17 protein-coding genes are annotated in these 23,948 nt (G+C 43.3%); 14 read left to right on the top strand and 3 right to left on the bottom strand.

Going from position 1 to position 23,948, the window contains the following annotated elements:
* Positions 1 to 72: 72 nt before the first annotated feature.
* The 6 genes from hflX (at position 73) to AAHF22_RS20390 (ending at position 11,811) form a co-directional block, all read left to right on the top strand.
* Positions 73 to 1,362: a GTPase HflX gene (hflX, locus tag AAHF22_RS20415; protein ID WP_347326862.1), complete on the top strand. Its 1,290-nt coding sequence runs from the start codon at positions 73 to 75 to the stop codon at positions 1,360 to 1,362.
* Positions 1,363 to 2,224: 862 nt separating this feature from the next.
* A complete protein-coding gene (locus tag AAHF22_RS20410; RefSeq protein WP_347326861.1) occupies positions 2,225 to 3,478 on the top strand; it encodes a methionine gamma-lyase family protein in 1,254 nt (417 codons plus the stop codon).
* A gap of 1,256 nt (positions 3,479 to 4,734) precedes the next feature.
* Positions 4,735 to 5,148, top strand: coding sequence for a MerR family transcriptional regulator (locus tag AAHF22_RS20405; protein WP_188777794.1), 414 nt, complete (start codon positions 4,735 to 4,737; stop codon positions 5,146 to 5,148).
* 24 nt (positions 5,149 to 5,172) lie between these two features.
* Positions 5,173 to 6,501, top strand: coding sequence for a type I glutamate--ammonia ligase (glnA, locus tag AAHF22_RS20400; protein WP_347326860.1), 1,329 nt, complete (start codon positions 5,173 to 5,175; stop codon positions 6,499 to 6,501).
* Between the two features lie 357 nt (positions 6,502 to 6,858).
* Positions 6,859 to 8,979: a CBM35 domain-containing protein gene (locus AAHF22_RS20395; RefSeq protein ID WP_347326859.1), complete on the top strand. Its 2,121-nt coding sequence runs from the start codon at positions 6,859 to 6,861 to the stop codon at positions 8,977 to 8,979.
* 747 nt (positions 8,980 to 9,726) lie between these two features.
* Positions 9,727 to 11,811, top strand: a complete 2,085-nt coding sequence (locus AAHF22_RS20390; protein ID WP_347326858.1) for a CBM35 domain-containing protein — start codon at positions 9,727 to 9,729, stop codon at positions 11,809 to 11,811.
* 287 nt (positions 11,812 to 12,098) lie between these two features.
* On the opposite strand, the gene AAHF22_RS20385 is transcribed toward AAHF22_RS20390, so the two are convergent.
* Positions 12,099 to 13,046 carry an AraC family transcriptional regulator gene (locus tag AAHF22_RS20385; protein ID WP_347326857.1) on the bottom strand — a complete coding sequence of 316 codons (948 nt, stop codon included), beginning with the start codon at positions 13,044 to 13,046 and terminating at the stop codon, positions 12,099 to 12,101.
* A gap of 305 nt (positions 13,047 to 13,351) precedes the next feature.
* On the opposite strand from AAHF22_RS20385, the gene AAHF22_RS20380 reads away from it, so the two are divergent.
* The 3 genes from AAHF22_RS20380 to AAHF22_RS20370 all read left to right on the top strand — a co-directional run bounded on the left by AAHF22_RS20380 (position 13,352) and on the right by AAHF22_RS20370 (position 17,252).
* The gene (locus tag AAHF22_RS20380; protein WP_347326856.1) at positions 13,352 to 14,740 is read left to right on the top strand and encodes an MFS transporter; all 1,389 of its coding nucleotides are present in this window, start codon (positions 13,352 to 13,354) and stop codon (positions 14,738 to 14,740) included.
* A gap of 277 nt (positions 14,741 to 15,017) precedes the next feature.
* Positions 15,018 to 16,994, top strand: a complete 1,977-nt coding sequence (locus tag AAHF22_RS20375; protein ID WP_347326855.1) for a glycoside hydrolase family 127 protein — start codon at positions 15,018 to 15,020, stop codon at positions 16,992 to 16,994.
* Between the two features lie 24 nt (positions 16,995 to 17,018).
* Positions 17,019 to 17,252, top strand: a complete 234-nt coding sequence (locus tag AAHF22_RS20370) for a hypothetical protein (protein ID WP_347326854.1) — start codon at positions 17,019 to 17,021, stop codon at positions 17,250 to 17,252.
* Positions 17,253 to 17,416: 164 nt separating this feature from the next.
* On the opposite strand, the gene lexA is transcribed toward AAHF22_RS20370, so the two are convergent.
* The gene (gene lexA, locus AAHF22_RS20365; RefSeq protein WP_188777777.1) at positions 17,417 to 18,043 is read right to left on the bottom strand and encodes a transcriptional repressor LexA; all 627 of its coding nucleotides are present in this window, start codon (positions 18,041 to 18,043) and stop codon (positions 17,417 to 17,419) included.
* A 456-nt stretch (positions 18,044 to 18,499) separates the two neighbouring features.
* Between lexA and AAHF22_RS20360 the strand changes: the two genes are divergently transcribed.
* From AAHF22_RS20360 to AAHF22_RS20345, 4 genes are all read left to right on the top strand, one after another.
* On the top strand, positions 18,500 to 19,102 hold the full coding sequence (locus tag AAHF22_RS20360; protein ID WP_347326853.1) for a LysM peptidoglycan-binding domain-containing protein: 603 nt from the start codon (positions 18,500 to 18,502) through the stop codon (positions 19,100 to 19,102).
* Positions 19,103 to 19,373: 271 nt separating this feature from the next.
* The gene (locus AAHF22_RS20355) at positions 19,374 to 19,574 is read left to right on the top strand and encodes a DUF896 domain-containing protein (RefSeq protein ID WP_347326852.1); all 201 of its coding nucleotides are present in this window, start codon (positions 19,374 to 19,376) and stop codon (positions 19,572 to 19,574) included.
* A 153-nt stretch (positions 19,575 to 19,727) separates the two neighbouring features.
* Positions 19,728 to 20,249 carry a methyltransferase gene (locus AAHF22_RS20350; protein WP_347326851.1) on the top strand — a complete coding sequence of 174 codons (522 nt, stop codon included), beginning with the start codon at positions 19,728 to 19,730 and terminating at the stop codon, positions 20,247 to 20,249.
* Between the two features lie 132 nt (positions 20,250 to 20,381).
* Entirely contained in the window at positions 20,382 to 21,176 is a 795-nt protein-coding gene (locus tag AAHF22_RS20345) for an HAD family hydrolase (RefSeq protein ID WP_347326850.1), read from the top strand.
* Between the two features lie 456 nt (positions 21,177 to 21,632).
* Here AAHF22_RS20345 and mtnD read toward each other — a convergent pair whose 3' ends face one another.
* Positions 21,633 to 22,172, bottom strand: a complete 540-nt coding sequence (gene mtnD / locus AAHF22_RS20340) for an acireductone dioxygenase (protein ID WP_347326849.1) — start codon at positions 22,170 to 22,172, stop codon at positions 21,633 to 21,635.
* Positions 22,173 to 23,080: 908 nt separating this feature from the next.
* On the opposite strand from mtnD, the gene ybiA reads away from it, so the two are divergent.
* Complete coding sequence (gene ybiA, locus AAHF22_RS20335; protein WP_347326848.1) at positions 23,081 to 23,632, top strand: riboflavin biosynthesis intermediates N-glycosidase; 552 nt, start codon at positions 23,081 to 23,083, stop codon at positions 23,630 to 23,632.
* Positions 23,633 to 23,948: the final 316 nt, after the last annotated feature.

The following is a 23,948-nucleotide window of genomic DNA, read 5'->3' as shown; positions in this document are numbered from 1 at the left end:
ATACGCTGTTTACGAGGCGATTACTCTTCTGATACACAAACCTGAACAACTTGATCCATAAGGAGAATGCCCATGAAACAGGTAACACATAATACAGAGACAGAGCAGCAGGCACAAGCCGTGCTGGTCAGTCTGATCACGCAAATGGATAAACGGAATGGAGTCAATACAGAAGGCTCGATTCAAGAGCTGGTTAGCCTTGCCGAAACTGCTGGTGTTGAAGTGTTAGAGCAGATGACGCAGAACCGCGAGACACCGGACACACGCTGGTTCATCGGTAAAGGTAAAGTAGAAGAGCTTCGCATCATGCTGGAAGCATTAGGAGCCAACACGGTTATTTTTGATCAGGAACTATCCGGTGCACAGGTGCGTAATCTGGAAGAGCATCTGGATGCAAAAATTATCGACCGTACGCAGTTAATTCTGGATATTTTCGCACAGCGTGCCAAAACGCGCGAAGGTATTTTGCAGGTGGAACTGGCACAGTATAGCTACTTGTTGCCACGTTTGTCCGGACAAGGTAAAAATCTGTCCCGTCTCGGTGGCGGTATCGGTACACGTGGGCCGGGTGAAACGAAGCTCGAAACAGATCGTCGTCATATCCGTACACGGGTAACCGATCTGAAACGACAGCTTGAAGAAGTGATGCGTCATCGTACTCTGTATCGTGAACGTCGCAAGAAGTCTGGCGTAGTACAGGTCGCCCTTGTTGGTTATACGAATGCAGGCAAATCAACACTGCTCAAGCAACTGACCGATGCAGACGTATATATTCAAGATCAGCTGTTTGCCACACTTGATCCAACCTCGCGCACACTGGAATTGCCGGGCGGCAAAGAAATTGTGCTGACCGATACGGTAGGTTTTATTCAAAATCTGCCACATGATCTGGTCGCTGCTTTCCGTGCTACATTGGAGGAAGTGAATGAAGCCGATCTGATTCTGCATGTAGTGGATGCTTCTTCTGAACGTCGTGACGAGCAGATGGAAGTCGTCGACGAGATTTTGCAAGAGCTTGGTGCAGGCAGTAAAGAACAGATTATACTGTATAACAAAATCGATCTGTGCTCTCCGACTCAGCTTGAAATGCTTCCATCCGATCGCCATCATCTGCGCGTTAGTGCTTACAAAGAATCCGATCTGGAGCAGATCAAACAGCTTATTCAAGAGCAGCTTGGTGGGGGACAACGTACGTACCGCATTCCGGCTGATCGAGGTGATCTGATTGCACAGTTGTACAGCTTTAGTAGCGTGGTGGAGCAGGAGTATGAGGATAACGATGCCATTTTCAAAGTAGACATAAACAAAGTCGATTATGAGAAATATGGTTATCGGTTACAGGAGTATGAGGTTCATAGCTGAACGAACGTGGTTCACTATTGATAGTTGATAGTTGATAGTTGATAGTTGATAGTTGATAGTTGATAGTTGATAGTTAGTAGTTAGTAGTTAGTAGTTAGTAGTTAGTAGTTAGTAGTTAGTAGTTAGTGGTTAGTGAATATTGAATTTGCTTGCATATGTTTTTTGAATGACGTTTGATTCGTTCAACGATCAAAGGTTTGCATGAGCATTTGGTGACCTAATGAGCAGTAAGGCTTGAATAAGCACCGGGTGATCTACTAAGCGCTCATTGATCCACTAAGCATTTACTAATCCAATCAGCATTTAGTGACCGGATAACCATCTCTATATACAATAAGAAAAGATGGTTACATTTGCTCAGCTATAAGCCGAGTAAAATGTCACATACAAAGTGACAAAATTACGACAATTCGTAAGAGGGCTTTCCTTCACCCTATCGTAGCATGTAAAATATGAAGCGCGATGAAGAGAGCTATCGACCTTTTTGATCGTATGATAGCTAGGATAGATATCTTTTGTGTGCAATTGTAAGACATAATGACGTGAGTTATTCAGATGACAGCTACATGCAAATGCGCAATAAGATGATGAATAGTAGCTGATCACAGATGAATTTTGCGAATATGCTCGAAACTTGCATTCCACACACGATCGAAACTTGCACTAAATCGAATGAGTATAATCCAATGAATAAGATGATTGTTATGGTTTCATTGTGAACATGATCTGAGATTAGATTCATATGATCGATATAGAAACAAATGGATATAACAGCAACAAACGGAGACAATAACGAACGGATATATAAAATCAGCCCGCCCGAGCGATTTGGGGCGGGTTATCATTGTGGGGAGAGACAAGCATGCCTATTTTTGATAATAAAATTACAGCCTGGTCTGCTCAGGCAGACGAGTTAATTGATACAGCCGTTCGCAACCTGGACAGAATTGTGGACAAAAACCAGTGGAAAGTTATTGAAGCTTTTCAAAAGCATAAAGTGAGTGATTATCATTTTGCTGGCTCAACCGGTTATGCGTATAACGATCGTGGACGCGAAGTACTGGAAGAGGTTTATGCTGAAGTGTTTGGTGCTGAAGCGGCACTGGTACGTCCGCATTTTGCTTCCGGTACGCATACCATTGCGACTGCGTTGTTCGGCGTGCTACGTCCAGGAGATGAGCTATTGTACATCACGGGGCGTCCGTATGATACGTTACACAAAGTGATTGGGAAGTCTGGTGATGGTAAAGGATCACTGGCGGACTTTGGTATTACTTATGCAGAGGCAGCGCTTGATGAGCAAGGACAGGTAGACTGGCCTGAAGTAGAACATCTGTTAAACGATCGGACACGAGTGATTGGAATTCAGCGCTCACGTGGTTATGATTGGCGGTCTTCCTTTACGATTGCTGATATTGAAGCAATGGTGCAGCGTATTCGTTCGTATAACAAGGATATTGTCATTTTTGTAGATAATTGTTATGGCGAATTTACAGAGACGTTGGAACCGACACAGGTGGGTGTTGATTTGATGGCAGGCTCATTGATCAAAAATCCAGGTGGTGGTATAGCGGAAACGGGCGGATATATTTGTGGTAAACGTGCTTATGTAGAGCTTGCTTCTTATCGCCTGACTGCCCCGGGCATTGGTGGCGAAGTTGGAGCGATGCTGGGAACGACACGTGGCATTTATCAAGGTTTGTATATGGCGCCAACGATTGTTGGACAGGCGCTAAAAGGTAGCATTTATGCGGCGGCGATGTTTGAATTGGCTGGTTTTGATAGTAAACCTGGCTGGGGAGAGCAACGTACAGATTTGATTCAGGCGGTATCGTTCCAACAAGAGCAGCAATTGATTGCTTTTGTACAGGGCATTCAGCGTGCATCAGCTGTGGATAGTCATGTGGTACCAGAACCATGGGATATGCCTGGATATGAGCATCCGGTCATTATGGCAGCAGGTACATTTATTCAGGGGGGAAGTTTGGAGTTGTCTGCGGATGCACCGATCCGAGAACCTTATATTGGCTACATGCAAGGTGGATTGACCTATTCTCATGTAAAGCTCGGTGTATTGATGGCTTTGCAAACGATGCTGGAGCGTAATCTTCTCTAAAGGACACTATGCGCTAAAATGAATTAGGCTCCAAACTAAAGTGAACGAGGAACCGAGTAGGTAGGCTAAGTTTATCATGTCATTCGTAACATGCCGAACCGATGTATGTCACGGTCATTTTTTGATAATATGCCTGCGTGTCTGTGCAATGATCCAATGGAATGTACAGGCACTGTACCTCATTCAACTGCTATTACAATAAAGTACAATATCCGGATCACGTATCTATCGTTTTCCGGATATTGATATGGCTGTACGGCGGCATAGGATGATTATAAATTGCAATTCGGCTCTGCTAAATACAGATTGCATGTGTTAGAAAATGATAGTAGGGAATACGGTAGAGTCTTTGAGAATATTTCTTTTGAAAATGAAAATATATTTACGTTGTTTAAACGACGGACAGTAGAATAGGGTATGACCTATTGAAGCTACTATCAATAAGGGTAAATAATGTCTAATTACTGTCTAATTCCAGATCTCTTATAGGAATTACGTATAAGTTTATTGATTATTTCTATAAGTAAATTGAAGTACATTAAAGGCTTTTACCTTACGCTGAATAAGCTAGTTCATGACAGATGGAATTTGCTTTTTGCCTGTAAAATGGATGGAATAGACAGTGGATCTATGGAAAAAGCGATGGATCTGATGACCAAAAAGATGAATATTAAGGATATGTTCATTTTATTGTCATGACTGTTTTAGGAAAGATAAATCTATCCGTAGAGGAAGTATGAACTATAAGAATCCATTGGCGATAGCGATCGTTTGTTATATACAATCATTCTTTGCGAATGTTCGTTACGTGTTCATGTAAACTGTAAATAGGAAAGCGATACTGATTCGGTTACGTTTCGTACAATAATGTAGGCGATATGACATGAGCAGACATAATTGCAACAAAATTGGATTTATAAGAGCTTCGTGTAACACGTATAAGAAAATGGATGGATCAATGAGAAGAAGTTGCATAACAAACCTTGCAAACTTTCAGAAGCGTTGTAACATAATTGGAGAGATACGCTGTCCTGGCGTGCATTTATAGGGCATCTAATGTTATAATAAATCTGTGAAAAAGAGAGCTTGCCGGTTTGAAATGAAAATTCAGCCTTTGCATTGTGAAGCACATGTTAACGCAATATAAAATTATTGTGAGTTAAGTTAACATGTTATTGACGTCTTATATCAGGATATGTACAATAGTAGCAAGAGAATATAATGCTAAAATGCTAAATTGGAAGGTTGATGAATATATGGGTGATGAAATTCGCAGAAATATGGCGCTGTTCCCAATCGGGATCGTTATGAAACTTACCGATCTGTCTGCACGTCAGATTCGCTACTATGAGCAGCACAATCTGATCGTTCCGGCACGTACTTCAGGGAATCAGCGTTTGTTTTCGTTTAATGATGTAGAGCGTTTATTGGAAATTAAAGCGCTTATCGAGAAAGGGGTAAATATCGCTGGTATCAAGCAAGTGATGAACCCAGTTTCGAAGGAATCTGAGGAAGCTACTGTGATTACTCCAGATACGGAAGAGCGTCGCAGGGAATTGTCAGATTCGCAACTTCATCGTATGCTTAAACAGCAACTGGTTACGGGCAAGCGTCCAGGCCAGGTGTCTCTTATCCAGGGTGAGTTATCCCGATTCTTCAACAAAAAATAATCAGACCACAGAGGAGAGGATAGCGTGAGTTACACGAAAGACGATATTTTGCGTATTGCCAAAGAAGAAAATGTACGTTTTATCCGATTGCAGTTTACCGATTTACTTGGTGCGATCAAAAACGTAGAAATTCCTTTTAGCCAGTTAAGCAAAGCACTGGACAATAAAATGATGTTTGATGGTTCTTCGATCGAAGGCTATGTACGTATTGAGGAATCTGACATGTATCTGTACCCAGATCTGGATACGTGGGTTATTTTCCCGTGGGTAACGGACATTCGCGTAGCACGTCTAATTTGTGATGTGTATATGCCAGATGGCACGCCATTTGCTGGCGATCCACGCGGTATTTTGAAGCGCAACCTGAAAGAAGCAGAAGCGATGGGCTTCACCGAAATGATGGTTGGACCTGAGCCGGAATTTTTCCTGTTCCGTACGGATGAGAAGGGTAACCCAACGGAAGAGTTGAACGATCAAGGTGGATACTTTGATCTGGCTCCAACAGATCTTGGTGAAAACTGCCGTCGTGATATTGTAATCACGCTGGAAGAAATGGGTTTTGAGATCGAAGCATCTCACCATGAAGTAGCACCAGGCCAGCATGAGATCGATTTTAAATATGCAAACGCTTTGCAAGCAGCAGATCAGATTCAGACATTCAAGCTGGTGGTACGTACGATTGCTCGTCAGCATGGTCTGCATGCGACATTTATGCCGAAGCCACTGTTCGGTATGAACGGTTCCGGTATGCACTGTCACCAATCCCTGTTTAAAGAAGGCACAAACGCGTTTTATGATGAAAGCGACGAAATTGGCCTGAGCGAAATTGCGCGTTATTACATGGCAGGTATTTTGAAACATGCACGTTCGATGGCAGCTGTAACGAATCCTACCGTCAACTCGTACAAACGCCTTGTTCCAGGTTATGAAGCACCTGTATATGTAGCATGGTCTGCAAGTAATCGTAGCCCAATGGTACGTATCCCGGCTTCACGCGGACTGAGCACACGTATCGAGCTGCGTAACCCGGACCCTACAGCGAACCCGTATCTGGCATTGGCTGTCATGTTAAGAGCAGGTCTGGACGGTATCGATCGTCAACTAACCCTACCAAAACCAATCGACCGCAACATCTACATAATGACTGAAGATGAGCGCATCGACGAAGGTATCCCAAGTCTTCCAGGCGATCTGAAAGAAGCTCTGCATGATTTGCTGCGCGATGACATTATGATCACTGCGCTAGGCGAGCACGCGACAGCGCACTTTTATGAGCTGAAAGAGATTGAATGGGATATGTACCGCACTCAAGTTCACCAATGGGAACGTGATCAGTACATGACGTTGTATTAAGAGCTAAATTCAATCAAAGTAAGCCCGACTATTGCTGTGTATGCAGCAGTAGTCGGGCTTTTTTATAATTCCCAAATTCCAAAAGTTAGACCATAGACATTCAGTAGTGTAATTAACGCCTATAAGTAGACTTTCGACCGCTGCTATAAATAACGAACAGCCATAAGTTGACAAGTCGGTAATCTACACCCAACCTACGTTTTTTGGAGTTTACCAAACACTGGAAAATCAATAACCTAATTATACAGGGCATGTATACATAAGCCTTGCAGATGTTGGCCAACATCTTTTGAAAGCGTTATCTTTGTTTGCCTCACTACGCACAATCTATTAAACAAACTTGAAAGGTGATGACAAATGAACAAAATGGCAGCTTTGTTAAGTGGAGCTTTATTGTTAGGCATGGCACCTGCGCTGTTCGCGCCAACTCCTGTATCAGCAGCGTCTCCATCGCCGTTTACGGTAGATGTATCAGATTCATATCGTCCAGTCACACATGTTGCTTCCGGCTCTTTATACGGATTGGCAGATGAAGGTAGGCCAGCAGACGATCTGATTGCACCAACCCATCCGAAAATGTTCACCCAGATGGCACCAGGAGGGCAGCAGCTTCCGAATGGGGAAACCAGGCCGGTCGGCGACGCGCTGAAAGTTGCGCCAATTGCCAAGCGCAGCGGCGCAGAAGTGACGATCCGTATGCCGGACATTTATCCCAATTTCCCATATCGATGGGTAAGCTGGGATGACTGGTATGGGAAAGTAGATCAAATCGTAAAGGCGCGTTTGGATTCAGGTGCGGATAATATTTACGGGTATGAAATTTGGAATGAGCCGGATGGAACCTGGGATACAAACAAGGCAGGTTCATTTAATGAAGGCTGGGAAAAGACCTATTTGCGTATCAAACAGCAGGACCCTACGACCAAAATCATCGGTCCAAGCATTACACATTACAATGAAGGCTGGCTGCGAGATTTTCTAACGTATGCGCGCGATCATAATGTGTTGCCCGATATTATCTCATGGCATGAGTTGGGAGCGCCAGAAGGATATTATGTGGACGGCCCGGCCCCTCAATTTATTTCTAATCATATGGTTGCTTATCGGGCATTGGAAAAGGAACTGGGCATCAGTCCACGACCGATCAGTATCAATGAATACGGCGTTATCTCCGAACAGGCGGTGCCGGGTAATATGGTACGTTATATCGCTCAGTTCGAACGTTCGGGTGTAGATACTGCCAATATTGCGTTTTGGTTCCGTCCGGGACGATTAAGCAATCTGATTACAGATAAAGGTGAAAAAAATGGAGCATGGTGGCTATACAAATGGTATGGTGACATGTCCGGTCAAATGGTTATGACTACTCCACCTAATCCAAAAGCACTTGATCTGGATGGTGTCGCCAGTGTGAATGATAGCAAGCAACAAGTGGATGTTGTGTTTGGCGGCGGCACAGGCAATCATAATGTTGTCGTCAAAGGTCTTGATGCATTATCCGCTTTCTCAGGTACGGCTAATGTGAAGCTGGAAAGCACGCCGTGGTATGGAGTGGATACCGCAGTAAGTGAGCCAACAACGGTATTTACAGGTAATGTTCATATCCAAAATGGTCAAGTAACGATTCCTGTAACCGACATGAAATCGTCCTCTGGCTATCGTCTAATCGTTACACCAGGTGCACAGAGCGATATTACTCGTTATGAAGCGGAAAAAGCGGATGTGCAACAGGCGAGTGTACTGAGCAGCAATCATGCTTCAAGTAACAGCTATGTAGGTCGGATCGATAATCCAGACAGTTATGTACAATTTACAGTGAATGCGCCAGCAGCTGGCAATTATAATCTGACGGTTGGTTATGCCAATGGGGGTTCCAGCACATCTCAGCAAGCGCTCAGCGTAAACGGAGCGGAAGCGACTACGCTGAATTATCCAGCAACAGGTGGCTGGTTAGACTCCACAGACGGTTCAGCTGTCCAGCAACAGATTGCCTTAAAACAGGGCAGCAATACGATTCGCTTGACCAAAGCAGGTTCTGGTTATGCTGAACTGGATTATATTCAGTTACAGCAGCTTGGCAGTTTTAAACAAAGAGTCGAAGCGGAAGAGGCAAAAGTAAACGATGCGCGCGTTGTGAATAGTTCTTTTGCTTCCAATGATCGATTTGTCGGCAATATCGATCATAGCGATAGCTCGGTAGCGTTTACCGTGAATGCACCAGCGGCAGGCACGTACAAAATGGATATTGGCTATGCGAATGGTACGAATGCGACATCTACGCATACATTGACCATTAACGGTCAGTCTCAGGATGCAGTCTCTTATCCGAAAACCGGTGGATGGACAGCAGATGTACCGAATTTTGGTACACGTCAAATCGTAACGGTTTCTGTGAATTTGAAACAAGGAGAGAATACGATTGTACTCGGCAAAGGCAATGGGTATGCCGAGCTGGATTATATTGAAGTGTATCCATAATGCAGGTTACTTTTGGCTCTATGGATGTTAAAAGACAGACAGCACATTGCGCTTTATCAAGGTTAGGAGACGGTGTGTTGAGCTGCATCGAGATGATGAACGGGCTTAATGCTGTAAGATCATTTTGTACTGTAATATGGCCTGATTTGCAGCCTAAATCGGCAATTAAATAGCCAAATACTCCAATAGCCCGAAGTAAACGTCTGATGCACGGACGCTATACTTCGGGTTATTTGGATTGCGAGTTATGAAGTGATTGGATTACGATTAACGGACGATCTCTGTATGATCCGAGCAGAGTAAAGAACTATGTAAGCAGTGATTAAAAAATACTTTTTACAAGTGTGCAGGTCATTAAATGTATCATTCTACTTTCACAAGCTTACTCATCCCGATTGGAATAAGTTGAACAGATCGATGTCATGTTACATATGAACGCTAGTACTGATTATAGTCGCATTTTAAAACAATCATAGTTTCTGATAAAAATATCTAATTCATCTATATATAAGCAAAAAAGTATATTTATTTCTCTAAACAATGAATAACGTATAGTCCAAAAGTCGGTAATTTGCACTCAACCTACGTTTTTTGGAGTTTACCCACTAGTGGAAAATCAATAACCTAATAGTACAAGGCATATACGTATAAGAGCCTTGCGGATGTTGGCCAACATCTTTGTAAGCGTTACCTTTATTGAATTCACTACTTAGCTACTCATTCTACACATTCGAAAGGTGATGACAAATGAACAAAATGGCAGCTTTGTTAAGTGGTGCACTTTTGCTGGGCCTGTTCCCAGCTCTCGTTGCTCCAACACCAGCGGCGGCGGCAACTTCCTCTCCGTTTACAGTAGATGTATCCAATCTATACCGTCCGGTTACACATGTTGCTTCTGGTTCCTTATACGGATTGGCAGAAGAAGGAAGACCAGCCGATGATCTGATTGCACCTACTCATCCTAAAATGTTTACGCAGATGGCGCCAGATGGTCAGCAGCTTCCGAATGGTGAAACGAAGCCAATCGGCGATGCGCTCAAAGTTGCTCCAATTGCTAAGCGTAATGGCGCTGAAGTAACGATTCGCATGCCGGACATTTATCCAGATTTTCCATACAAATGGGTAAGCTGGGATGACTGGTATGCGAAAGTAGATAAAATGGTAAAAGCGCGTCTCGATTCTGGTGCAGACAATGTTTATGGCTACGAGCTATGGAATGAACCGGATTGGACATGGGATACGAACAAGGCAGGCGCATTTAACGATGGTTGGACGAAGACATACAATCGGATTCGTACATTGGACCCAGACACCAAAACGATCGGGCCAAGTATTTCCAAGTACGATTCGAATTTCATCAAAAGTTTTCTGACCAATGCGAGAGATACGAATACACTACCAGATATTATCTCGTGGCATGAATTGGATGGTCCGAAACCGATTGCGGATCATATTGCCAACTATCGTGCAATCGAAAAAGAACTCGGTATCAGTCCACGTCCGATCAGCATTAATGAATACAGCACACCGGCTGAAGAAGCGGTTCCAGGGGATCTGTCACAATATATCGCTCAATTTGAACGTTCTGGTGTGGATACGGCTACGATTGCATTCTGGTATCGTCCAGGTCGTCTGAGCAACCTGATCACTGCGAATGGTGAGAAAAATGGCGGCTGGTGGCTGTACAAATGGTATGGCGACATGAATGGTCAGATGGCAATGACTACACCAGGCAATTCCAGTAATCTGGATGGTGTTGCCAGCGTCAATAATGATAAAAATCAAGTGTATACTATATTTGGTGGTGGCAATGGGAATCAAAATGTTGTGATCAAAGGATTGAACGCTCTGTCTGGCTTTTCTGGCACTGCGAATGTGAAACTGGAAAGTACACCGTGGTACGGAGTCGATACCGCAGTGAGCGAGCCGACGACCGTATTCACAGGCAATGTTGCGATCCAGAATGGTCAAATCGTTATTCCAGTTACGGATATGAAAGCGTCTTACGGGTATCGTCTGACAGTGACCCCAGGCGCACAAAGTGATGTGACTCGCTATGAAGCGGAAAAAGCTGATGTGCAACAGGCGAGTGTGCTGAGCAGTGATCATGCTTCAAGTAACAGCTATGTAGGTCGGATCGATAATCCAGACAGTTATGTACAATTTACAGTCAATGCGCCAGCAGCTGGCAATTATAATCTGACGGTTGGTTATGCCAATGGAGGTTCCAGTACATCTCAGCAAGCGCTGAGCGTAAACGGAGCGGAAGCGACTACGCTAAATTATCCAGCAACAGGTGGCTGGTTAGACTCCACAGATGGCTCAGCTGTCCAGCAACAGATTGCGTTAAAACAGGGCAGTAATACGATTCGCTTTACGAAAGCAGGCTCGGGTTATGCTGAACTGGATTATGTTCAGTTACAGCAGCTGGGAAGTTTTAAACAAAGAGTTGAAGCGGAAGATGCGAAGATTACGGGTGCACGCGTTGTGAATGGTTCATATGCTTCCAATGGTAAGTTTGTGGGCAACATCGATAATAGCGATAGCTCGGTGGCGTTTACGGTGAATGCGCCAGCGGCAGGCACGTACAAAATGGATATTGGCTATGCGAACGGTACGAATGCGACATCTACGCACACATTGACCATTAACGGTCAGTCTCAAGATGCGGTATCGTATCCGACAACGGGCGGCTGGACAGCCAACGTACCGAACTTTGGCACACGTCAAATCGTAACGGTCTCTGTGAATTTGAAGCAAGGAGAGAATACGATTGTACTCGGCAAAGGCAATGGGTATGCCGAGCTGGATTATATCGAAGTGTATCCATAATGCAGGTTACTTTTGGCTCTATGGATGTTAGAAGACAGCACATTGCGCTTCATCTAGGTTAGGAGACGGCGTGTTGAGCTGTATCGAGATTATGAACGGGCTTGATGCTGTAAGATCATTTTGTACTGTAATATGGCCTGATTTGCAGCCTGAATCGGCAATTAAATAACCAAATGGCCCGAAGTGAACGTCAGGTGGATCGACGTGAACCTTCGGGCTATTTGGCTATACTGTTGAAAAGAATTGCCTACGATCTGTCAAAAGCATGTATCGATGCGATATTCGCTCTATGGCTCCTGCAAATGTTTAGGCAACGGAATATCGGGGTCTACAGTCACACTATTCAAATACGTATGAGTATACGTATCCCGAAATTGAGTAGGTGTCATACCGATATAGCTTTTAAATAGTTTCATCAAATATTTTTCATCGCGAAAATGAAGTTCATAAGCGATCTCCTTGATCGACTTATTGGTCGTACATAACAGTTCCTTCACCAGACTCAGTTTGAGCGTATTGATGTATCGGATAGTACTCATACCGAGATTTTTTTTGAATAAACGGGTTAAATGATCGGCGTTGAAGCAGAACGTATCGGCAATCTTTTGCACGGTTAGATCATGATAAATATTCACTCTGATCCATTCCAAAATTTGCATAAACTTCTGATTATGCTCCTTATTTAGCCATTGCTGCTGCAAGAGTTGCTGTATATATTTATCGGTCAATTCAATCATCAGCTCTGTTACCAAATAATCGACAGCATACGTGCTGTAATATGACGTGTGGGAAATATCGAGAATTTGTTTCATGAGCATTACCGGTTTATCCAGATAAGCGAGCGAAAAAAATTCAGGCAGACAGACATAGGCGCTTAGCTCTTTATGCTGTTGCAGTTCAGCACTGGCAAATAGCAGGCTCCTAAACGTATCGCTGTTATCTACAATCACATCCTGACGAGGAATGAAATGTAGCCAGAAAAAGCTTACCCCCTGGCTGGAAGGCGCATAACCGACATATTTCACACCAGGACCAATGAGCATAATATCGCCATGCTTAATTTCGTAGTGTTCACTGCCCACCTGTAAATAGACCGTTTCTTTCAGCCCGATAATAAGCTCGTAATCTTTGTCCAGCTTCATCGGTTTATGCGTCCATCCCTGATCACCTACAAATTGACCACATTTGTAATAGGCGAGCGGACGCTCAATATTCATTCTCGATACAGGCTTCACCATCAACCACCGTCGCTCTCAGCTGTAATATCAGTTTTGACTACGAAAAGTCGTTTTTATGCACTAGCTTTAGCAGATAAATATTAAAATACGTTGTTACTCGTCATTATAGCATGGATTGACGCAGTTTTACGTCATTAAAATTATTGGAAAAGATCGGAAATCTACACTTATCCTACGAAAACTTAAGTTTATTACACATTCGAAAGCGCTTACGATAAACATAACGGCACGGTGCACCGCTATTGCCGACAAAGGAGATTCGTTTTAGCTAGCTGCTTACTTGCACACAGGAGGTTATACGTATGGAACATTCATCCGCTTCTTCATCTGAACAACATCCATCTTTGCAAACCGACAAAGTTCCATTTCACCGCAGAATTAGTTATGCGCTTACAGACACAGGCGGTAACTTATTGTATAGCGTGATTGGTGCCTATCTATTGTACTTTTATACCGATGTATTCGGACTATCTGTAGGCGTAGCCGGTACATTACTGCTAGTGACACGATTGATTGATGCGGTGGATGCCCCAATGTGGGGCATCATCGTTGATCATACCAAATCCAAATACGGGCAAAGTCGTCCTTACTTCCTCTGGTTATGTGTTCCATTTGCTGCCTTTATGGTATTGACCTTTACGACGCCCAATCTGGATGGAACGTGGAAGATTGCCTATGCCAGTGTTACGTATATTCTGGCAGGCATTGCGTATACCGGTATTTCTACACCGATCACTTCGATTTTACCGAATCTAAGTCGCAATACGAATGAACGGGTCGTACTGAATTCCTTTCGTATGGTTGGTGGGAATGTGGGTAACTTTGTTGCTGTCACCTTCACCTTACCGCTCGTCGCTCTGCTCGGTGGCGGTAACGATCAGAAAGGGTTTTTCTGGACACTATGTTTATTTGGGATCATTTCCATCTTCATGTTCCTGACTGCATTTGCGAATCTGAAAGAGATCAATATCGAAAAGATCAAAACGATTCCGCTACGTCACAGTATGAAGGCGATCGGTGGCAACTGGCCGTGGATATTACTCGTTATCGCCAATTTGATATTCTGGATTGCGCTCACCATTCGTACATCCACACTTGTGTATTATTTCGAATACGATCTGGGAAAAAAGGATCTCGTTCCGCTTATTAACGGTATTTCGCTGATCCAGGTGCTCGGTATGATGTCGATTCCGTGGATTGTTAAATATACAAGCAAACAGCTCACGATGATTATTGGCTTTATACTGGCTGCGATTGGTCAGTTCATTTTGTTCAGTGCAGGCACGCATATGCCGCTATTGATCTTTGGCTGGAGTATTGGCTGTATCGGTTCCGGTATTGCTTGTTCGATGCCATTTGCGATGTTGTCCGATACGGTCGATTATGGCGAATGGAAATCAGGCTTACGAGCGAGTGGTATGTTAACAGCGATCGGTAGCGCATTTTGTATCAAAGCCGGCTCTGGGCTGGGCGGATTCATTCCGACACAATTTATGTCAGCCTTCGGTTATATGCCGAATGTTGCGCAAAGTGCTCAGTCGATCGCAGGCATTCGATTTGTATTTATCTGGCTACCTGCTATCGTGTTTTTACTCGGGATCATTCCGATGCTCTTTTACCGTCGCTTTGAGAAGAAGGAAGGGGATATTCGCAAGCAACTGCTACAAAAGGAAGTGAATGCTGAAGCCTAAGTGTAGTAGGGAGTATTTGTGAATATAAAGCATTTTTGCCTGTTTAGCTTCAATGGATATGGATGACGTTCAAGCGTGCTTAAAGCTCGAATGTACATGATACTCCAGCGTACTTCATGCTCCAACATCGTTGAAGCTCAAATAATATCGATGTTCCAATGTCATTGAAGCTCAAATCTCATTGAAGCACTTATGTATCCGCTAGTCTATGTTGCTATTCAATTATAAAACGATGATCGGGTCGATCATCTGCTTACTTATAAGGAGGAATCATTCTATGCCGCTGCAACTGCAATCATCCCATATTACTGATTCATTCTGGTCGCATTATCGTGAACTGGTACGAACCGAGATGATTCCGTATCAATGGGATGTGCTCAATGATAAAGCCGATATTGTGATCGAAAAAGAACGTAATGATGATACGATTCCATCGGAGAAAAGTCATGCGATTGAAAATTTCAAAATCGCTGCTGGTTTGAAAAAGGGTCATCATTATGGTTGGGTTTTTCAAGACAGTGATGTGTACAAATGGCTGGAAGCCGTAGCGTATTCGCTATCTATTCATCCTGATACCCAACTACAGGAGCTGGCGGACGGTGTGATCGATCTGATCGGTTTAGCACAGGAACAGGATGGTTATCTCAATACGTATTTCTCGATCGAAGAACCAGAACGTCGCTTCAAAAAGCTGGCAGAAAGTCATGAACTGTACTGTGCAGGTCATTTTATCGAAGCAGCGGTTGCTTATTACGAAGCTACCCATAATGAAAAAGCATTAACGATTGCCTGTCGACTTGCAGACTGTATCGATGCCCATTTTGGAAAAGAAGAAGGTAAAATTCGCGGTTATGATGGACATGAGGAAATTGAGCTTGCGTTGACCAAGCTATATAACCTGACAGGTGAACAGCGCTATTTGGAGCTGAGTCTGTATTTTCTGTACGAACGTGGGACAGATCCAACCTTTTTTGCGAGACAGCGTGCAGAGGATAAAGGAACTAAGGCTGTGATCGAAGGCATGAGCCATCGCCAGTTGAAATATTATCAGGCCCATCTGCCTATACTGGAACAGGAGACAGCCGAAGGACATGCTGTGCGTCTGGTCTATCTGTGTGCAGCTATGGCAGATGCCGCCTATCTTGCGAACGATCAAGCGATGCTGGAAGCGTGCCGCCGGCTATGGAACAATATGGTGAGCAAACGGATGTATATTACAGGTGGCATTGGTTCAACCGTGGATGGCGAAGCCTTTACGACGGATTATGATCTACCGAATGATACGATGTATTGCGAAACTTGCGCTTCGATCGGACTTATCTTTTTTGCTTTTAATATGTTGAAAAACGAAGCCAAAGCACAATATGCGGATGTGCTGGAGCGAGCACTGTACAATACAGCGATTGGTGGCATGGCGCTGGATGGCAAGCATTTCTTTTATGTGAATCCACTAGAAGTACGTCCAGACAGCAGTCTGCATGATCCGGGGAAAAGTCATGTTAAAGTTACACGTCCTGCCTGGTTTGGCTGTGCCTGCTGTCCACCTAATTTAGCGCGTCTGCTGACCTCGCTCCACAAATATGTGTATACGGTTCATCCGCAGCAGCGTGCGGTATATACGAATTTGTATGTTACAGGTACAGCGAAATTCGAGCTGGATAATCAGTCCTTTCAGTTACAGCAAAATAGTGAGCTACCGTGGGAGGGGAATGTAGCATTTGAAGTACATGCAGATCAGCCCGTCGCGTTTACGCTGGCACTGCGCATCCCTTATTGGTCTGGAGAGCCTGCATTGACGGTAAATGGAGAGGCAGTACCCGTTACTGTACAGGAAGGCTTTGTTTTGTTGGATCGTACCTGGCAAACAGGAGACATCATCAAGCTGACACTTCCGATGGATATTCGGCAATATAGCGCGCATCCGCTTGTACGTAGCGATTGGGGCAAGCTGGCGATTGGACGGGGACCGCTCATTTATTGTGCGGAGCAGGAAGATAATGGAGCGTATTTGCATCTGATCCGCGTTCAACCCCATCAACAAGCCACGTATCGATTTGATTCAGAACTGCTCGGTGGTGTCGGAACGATTGAGTGGACGGCAGAGCGACAGCAAATTAAAGCGGAATGGGACCACGTCTTATACAGCTCTGTTGCAACAGAGTCGTATGTCCCTCACACCTTAAAGCTCATTCCTTACTATAGCTGGGCGAATCGTACACCGGGAGAAATGCAAGTCTGGCTACACAAAGCATAAAGCTAAAGCAAAGGAGCATGAAGGATGAAAAATAAAGTGAAGATCAATCCCGAAACTTTTGCCCATAGTGTGATGGCAAGCTACACCTCTAGCAAGGAACATCTCGAAGCGATTGCCAAAGATCATCTGGTACTTTATTTGAATGCTTATTTTCTGGCAGAGAAATTCAATTCGATGGAGCAAAAGCTAGCTGAGAAAGCGGACAGTAAAGATTTTAAGGAATTAATGGCTAAAGTGCTGGAAACGAAGCTATTTTGAGCAGGCTAGGGAGTTAGATCGAATGAGGAGATAATAAGTTGAAAAGGTGAAAATGTAACGTCATTATCATGGATTGGCTCTAAATGAATCCATTAAAAAAGACTCTCGCATTATGTGAGAGTCTTTTTTAATGGACTGTGATTACAATCATCATCAACGAGTCCTTAGTGTAGATTACGGAACAGACCGACCACTTTACCAAGAATGGTCACACGAGTGAGACGAAGTGGCTCGTAACGTGGATTTTCCGGTTGTAAGCGAATATGGTCTTTTTCCTTATAGAACGTTTTCACTGTAGCTTCATCGTCCTCAGTCATGGCAACGACGATATCGCCATTGTTGGCTGTCTGCTGCTGACGCACGATGACGAAGTCACCATTGTGAATGCCTGCTTCAACCATACTGTCGCCGACGACGGAAAGCATAAATACTTGATTGTCACCGGTAAACTGCTGTGGCAATGGGAAGTAATCTTCAATATGCTCTGTAGCAGTAATCGGTACACCGGCAGTAACTTTACCGATAATCGGTACGCGTGATACGGTCTGTGCGAACATCAGATTGTTTTCCGATTCCTCTTGACCAAGCAGCTCAATTGCGCGTGGCTTTGTTGGGTCACGGCGAATCAATCCTTTTTTCTCAAGGCGGTCCAGGTGTCCGTGAACCGTCGAGCTGGAAGCGAGGCCAACAGCTTCACCGATCTCACGAACGGATGGCGGATAGCCCTTTAGTTTGACTTCATTCCGGATAAATTCCAGAATCGCCTGCTGGCGGTTAGATATTTTGGACATACTGTATCAACCCCAATACTAGTAACGTTTGGGAAAAGTATAACATAGAACTTCCGTTCGTACAAACATAAGTTCTAAAAGTAAGTTAGAATTTTCGGTAAGATGGAACTTTCAAATCAGTGAGTTAGAACTTTCAAAAGAGAAAGTACAGTTTAGCGATATAACGTTTATCCTAATAAAACACCAGTGAAAAGTATAACGCCAGGTATATTTCAGATGAACATGGTCCGAATCGGCGCAATAGTACATAGCTAATATAGGCTTTTCGTAGCTTATATTATAGATTACCGAACGTAGTTTACTTGCATGGTTTCGGTTTTCCTAGCGCCAGCAAGCATTCCAGCACATTTCGAAAAAAAAGCGAACAAAAGTTCGAAAAAACCTATTGATCAAAACATATGTTCGTGCTATATTCTTTTCAGGAAAACAAGAACAAACGTTTGGAGTGTGAAGCACATGCTTAAATATACTACATATAAAAGTATCCATAAAACGAACTCAACTACGGATGAAGCGGCTTCTTCGGCAGCACGCCCATCTACTCATACAGCGAATGATGCGGCAAAACCAGCAGCAGCTCACGTACAGGCCACAAGTAAGCAAGCAATATCCAAAGAACCTGCTGTTACCGAATGGGTTTATGTGAAAGGAGATACTGAACACCAGAAGCCGCTCAAGAAACATGCGGGTCGTTCATTCCGTCGTAAAACGCTTGATCTGATCCAGATGACTGCACGCAAAGCGGTTGACAAGAAATCGAAACGTTCATCCAAAAAGCGCAAATCAGGTTGGAACTCTACAAGTCGTCTTATGGTAAGTATCTTGTTTGCCGGTGTACTATTATATGGTGGGTTTCAGCATTTTGTCATCGCAGATGAAGCTTCGGCGATGAGGCAACATGTGATCGTTAATGAAGGGGATAGCCTATGGGCGATTGCTTCTCAGTACAAAGCGCCTGGTGCAGATATTCGCGATTATATCGCCGAAATACGAGATGAGAACAATTTGAATACAAGCGACATTCAAAGTGGCGATGTGCTTGTTATTCCTCATAACTGAATTTTTCTAAATAGACTAAAAATGGACTAAATAAAACGGTTCGTGTATAACCGCCTGCTGGTCTATATAAAAGTCCATTATGATCGCTTTTACAATAGAACATTTCATCAACATCTATCGTTGTATTTTATTGCTTTATTACAGTTATGATCTAACCGGTTCTCCTCCGGGTTTATATATTGAATTATCGTTTGCTTGTCAGGTGCGAATAGCCTTGACAAGCTTTTTTTTACATGTCAAAGTTAGAAAAGATAGATTTGGGAGGGTAGTTATGGACATCGACGTAATTATTGCAAGAATTAACGAACTCGCACGCAAGAAAAAAGAAACCGGATTGACGGCTGAAGAAGTTGTAGAGCGTGATGAGCTTCGTGCCGTTTATTTGGGAAATATCCGCCGCAATTTCCGTCAACAGCTGGACACGATCGAATGGGTCGAAGATGCTGAAAACGAACAAAAAGGCAATGCATAATAGCTGGATTCACAGCTTTTGGTTATGTATCGTCTCATCTGATGATCATCGACGCAATAACCATACAGGGATGTCGCTACTGATCAACGATCAGGACTCGGCATCCTGTTTTGTTATAACAGATGTACATTACGCATTATAGGGGGAAAAGCGATGTCCCGTTCCTGGGAGAGGCAAGTCAAACGTAATACGAAGCAGTTAAATGTTCGCCGCAAAAAGGCAGGTCAAGACAGTCTTGGCACAAGCAAGGCAAGCTCTGAATTTACGGTATACAAAGGACGCAATATTGTGTTCCCGGCAACACTTGTGTTGCTTGGTCTTGTATACGGTACCATGGGGATTATGTATCCGGCTGCATCGACAAGTGTAATCCTGTTTGTCGTAACCGTACTGCTGTATGTATTCCTCGGCGTCGTTCTATTCCTGCGTCGTCCATATTTGAAAGTAGGCAAAGACTCGCTGATCACAACCAAGTTTAATCGCGATCGTATTTTGACCGCTGCTAATGTGAAAAAGATTCGTCTGCAAAAAGGGTATGTTGTTATTGAGCATAGCACAAAAGGTGGCGCGTGGATGTTCGCTCGCACACTCAATCGCTATGATACCGATGCGATGGCTGAACATCTGCGTAAATTTGCTACTACTCACAATATCACGGTTGAAGATAAGCTGTAATTACAGCCTTGATATAGTTAGTCTAGTAAGGCAACAGTGTATACGTAATAGCTTTAAAAGGGCATGCGCTTATATAGAGCGATCATGCCTTTTTCACCAATATGCTTGAACAATAGCCGGGAGGGTTTGGACTTGAGTATTGAAGCTGTTTTGTTTGATCTGGATGATACATTGCTGTGGGATGAGAGAAGTATTGAGGAAGCGTTCCATTACACCTGTTTGACAGCAGCGAATCGGGAGGGGATCGATGCTGCTGAGCTGGAAAAGGCCGTTCGTCAGGAAGCGCGTGCATTGTACGAATCCTATGAGACCTTTCCGTTTACACAGATGATTGGTATTAATCCATTCGAAGGATTGTGGGCACAGTTTACAGCAGGTGAGCAACCGGAATTTCGTAAGCTGGAGCAGATTGCACCAGTGTATCGCAAAGAAGCCTGGAACAGAGGACTTCGCGCGCTGGGCATTACCAATGAACAGTTGGGCGATGAACTGGCTGAGCAGTTTGTTAGCGAACGTCGCAATCGTCCGCATTTTTATGAAGAAACATTGCAAATTCTAGGCGAGCTGAAAGGTAAAGTGAAGCTACTGTTACTAACCAATGGCTGTCCTGCACTCCAGCAGGAAAAATTAGATGGTGTACCGGAACTGGCGCCTTTCTTCGATCATATTGTTATCTCCGGTGCTTTTGGACGCGGGAAACCAGATCCTTCTATTTTCCGTCATGCCTTAGAACTGCTTGATGTACAGCCAGAGCAAGCACTGATGGTTGGCGATAAGCTGACTACGGATATTAAAGGTGCCCTGGCGACAGGCATTGCTTCTGTGTGGCTGAATCGAAACGGTAAAACGAATGATAGCGAGATTAAACCGGATTATGAGATCAAGCATTTGAGTGAAATTCACGATATTGCGGCGCAAGTCATATAAAAAACTGCGAAGCTTACGAACAATCCAGGTGATCAAGCATGCGATACGTTATCACGTCACGATTTTGAACAATGAACAGTCAGATAAAAACTGGCGTCAATTGGATGCTAGAGATTATGGTGAATGGGCGTATAGCTCAGGAAGTATTGTATGGAGTGAGCAATCGGATTCATCTCTTTCCGATTTGCACCTGTAATCAGGAATATCGAGATGAAAATGATTCTGATTACACATTACGTTCAGAAAAAGCTTTGGATGATGCCAACTTTTAACATGAATGCTTTCTATAAAAAACAAAAAAAGGCACCTTCTTTCATCCTATAATGGGATAACAAGAAGGTGCCTTTTTTATAGCTGTACAATGTTGATGTGTATACGTATGCAATATAGATGTTTATATTTATGCAATATTCATGGTGAAATAGCAACAGTGGGAGTACAGTAGCTTATGCTCGTTTAAGCTTTTTGGAAAGACGAATCTGCAAATGGGTGAGCAACCCAGCCATCGGTTTCGACAAACAGACGTACCGCTACGATTTTGCGGTTATCGACCAGTGTGAAGAAGTGAGGTGTGTTTTCAGGTACTGAAATCACATCGCCTGGTTCAAGCTCAACATCAAAGTAACCATGCTCAGGACTTTTAATAATAAAAATTCCGTTACCGGATACGATCGCACGAATCTCATCTTCGGTGTGGGTATGGATTTCTTCGAATTTCGCCAGCTTTGCTTCCAGATCAGGTGTTGCTTCAGACAGGGTAATCACGTCCCATGTCCGGTAGCCACGGCGTGCAGCCAAATCTTGAATTTCAGGTTCGAACGTATCAAGCACCGCTTGCTTTTGCTCATCGGTCAGGGTAAAGTTCTCACTCAGCTCATCAGCTAGCTTGGATACATCCCATTTTTCATATACAACCTCATGCTTGTTCAAAAACTCCAGTACGTTGTCATCACCGGAAATGCGTTCGTTTGTATTTCTAATTCTGATTTCAGCCATCGGATTACCCTTCTTTCTATGTTTTTAGAAGTATTATAAAAGATATGTCTACTATTGTCGATACTTTCACCCAAAACTCATGTAACGGAATAAAGTCGTAATAGATCAAACGTCAAAAAGATTCAGTTTGAATATTTATGCGGAATTATAACATGAATATGTGATGTAGTGCCATATGATTCTAGGGCATGTAAGCAAACTATTGGTGTTCAGCGCGGCTAAGGTTTGGCGACCCTATGCTCATGTAAACAAACTATTGGTGCTGGAACATACATCACTGTGGTAAAGAGGAAAGGAATGGACTTGGATCTTACACAGAAATGTATAGAGTAGGAGGTGAATGTATGGAGTAAGAGCTGATTGTACATTCTCATGCTCGAAGGCTGTAAGGTAGTTAGCTTTTCTTTAGCAGAATCGTATTGATCAGCATCGAATAGAGGAATGGGATTATCTTATTTCTATATTGATAATAACTTTATGTTAATATATAATGGTCTACAGGCAAAAGGTGATAAAGATTTTATATTACTTTTCAATCTAGTACCTTGAACTAGAGTCGTTCTAACTTGAAATTCACTTCAAAATCTTGAACTATACTTGAACTACAGATATCGAACGATAGATAGGCTACCATACGATCAAAGCTAATAATTAACATAGTTTAGAGAGCAGTCTATTTTGAAGCTATTTCATTTTAAACAAAATAGGATGGATACGCCTTGTTATCTAATGCATAGTTACTGTGTTCGATTTCAGTCTGTATGCAAATGATGGCTATGTTGCATAATTTCAATCAGCTATACAGATGATTTAGCACAAATGAATTCACTTCAAAACTAATTTCAAAACTATTTTTAAGCTAATTTTATAGCTAACTACATAGCGAACCCTATAAAGGAGCAACTACGATGAACTATACTTTAGAAGCATTACAACAGGACTATATTGCAGGCAAAAAAATCAAATATCTCTTGTTCTGGGGTCATACACCGAAAGCGGTCGATCGAGTAGATCAGAGCTGTTTCAGTCAATGGTGGAGCAGTGCATTTACAATAGATGGCGTTACGTATTCATGTACCGAGCAGTATATGATGGCTGAGAAAGCAAGACTGTTTGATGATATGGACATGCTGGCTAAAATTATGGAAGCGCAGCATCCGAAGCAGATGAAAACGTTTGGGCGTTCGGTGCAGCATTTTGACGATCAAATCTGGCAGGCACATAGTTATGAGATTGTGAAACGAGGCAATGTCGCCAAATTTCAGCAAAATGAGGAATTAGGACGATTTTTGTGTAATACAGGCCAACGTGTACTGGTCGAAGCGAGTCCATATGATAAAATATGGGGAATTGGGCTAGCGAAGGATCATCCAGATGCAGAGCGACCTATTCGCTGGAAAGGCACCAACTGGCTTGGGTTTGCTTTGATGGAGGTACGTGATCTGCTTAATGCGGAATGATCCTGTGAGTCCGTTGGATGAGCAAGTAGCTACTCAGACCATGATCTCATTCAAAATATGATTTAAATAGATGGAGAAGATGATAGCCGACATTTTTGAGGATATTATCTTTTTATGATGAACCTCTTTGGTCATTAAGGTCATTAAATTCTTCGATATGGATCGCGAATAAAGCATTAAAGTATCTATTTCTCGCCCTGCTTAAGCTGTATAGAACCATTAGTGATGCTCGATCCCTAATGGTTCTATACAGCTTTTTTGTTATCAATCGGCGATAACCGGCGATGTACTATTTTATATTTACAAACTGCATCAT

Origin of the sequence: Paenibacillus wenxiniae, assembly GCF_039822605.1 — a bacterium.
GTDB classification, from domain to species: domain Bacteria; phylum Bacillota; class Bacilli; order Paenibacillales; family Paenibacillaceae; genus Saccharibacillus; species Saccharibacillus wenxiniae.
This window is presented reverse-complemented; position numbering and strand designations above follow the sequence as displayed.

Excerpts from the sequence above, each read along its gene's own strand:
- hflX (WP_347326862.1), top strand. The coding sequence starts at position 73 with ATGAAACAGGTAACACATAATACAGAGACAGAGCAGCAGGCACAAGCC.
- AAHF22_RS20410 (WP_347326861.1), top strand. The coding sequence starts at position 2,225 with ATGCCTATTTTTGATAATAAAATTACAGCCTGGTCTGCTCAGGCAGAC.
- AAHF22_RS20405 (WP_188777794.1), top strand. The coding sequence starts at position 4,735 with ATGGGTGATGAAATTCGCAGAAATATGGCGCTGTTCCCAATCGGGATC.
- AAHF22_RS20395 (WP_347326859.1), top strand. The coding sequence starts at position 6,859 with ATGAACAAAATGGCAGCTTTGTTAAGTGGAGCTTTATTGTTAGGCATG.
- AAHF22_RS20390 (WP_347326858.1), top strand. The coding sequence starts at position 9,727 with ATGAACAAAATGGCAGCTTTGTTAAGTGGTGCACTTTTGCTGGGCCTG.
- AAHF22_RS20380 (WP_347326856.1), top strand. The coding sequence starts at position 13,352 with ATGGAACATTCATCCGCTTCTTCATCTGAACAACATCCATCTTTGCAA.
- AAHF22_RS20375 (WP_347326855.1), top strand. The coding sequence starts at position 15,018 with ATGCCGCTGCAACTGCAATCATCCCATATTACTGATTCATTCTGGTCG.
- AAHF22_RS20370 (WP_347326854.1), top strand. The coding sequence starts at position 17,019 with ATGAAAAATAAAGTGAAGATCAATCCCGAAACTTTTGCCCATAGTGTG.
- lexA (WP_188777777.1), bottom strand. The coding sequence starts at position 18,043 with ATGTCCAAAATATCTAACCGCCAGCAGGCGATTCTGGAATTTATCCGG.
- AAHF22_RS20360 (WP_347326853.1), top strand. The coding sequence starts at position 18,500 with ATGCTTAAATATACTACATATAAAAGTATCCATAAAACGAACTCAACT.
- AAHF22_RS20355 (WP_347326852.1), top strand. The coding sequence starts at position 19,374 with ATGGACATCGACGTAATTATTGCAAGAATTAACGAACTCGCACGCAAG.
- AAHF22_RS20350 (WP_347326851.1), top strand. The coding sequence starts at position 19,728 with ATGTCCCGTTCCTGGGAGAGGCAAGTCAAACGTAATACGAAGCAGTTA.
- mtnD (WP_347326849.1), bottom strand. The coding sequence starts at position 22,172 with ATGGCTGAAATCAGAATTAGAAATACAAACGAACGCATTTCCGGTGAT.
- ybiA (WP_347326848.1), top strand. The coding sequence starts at position 23,081 with ATGAACTATACTTTAGAAGCATTACAACAGGACTATATTGCAGGCAAA.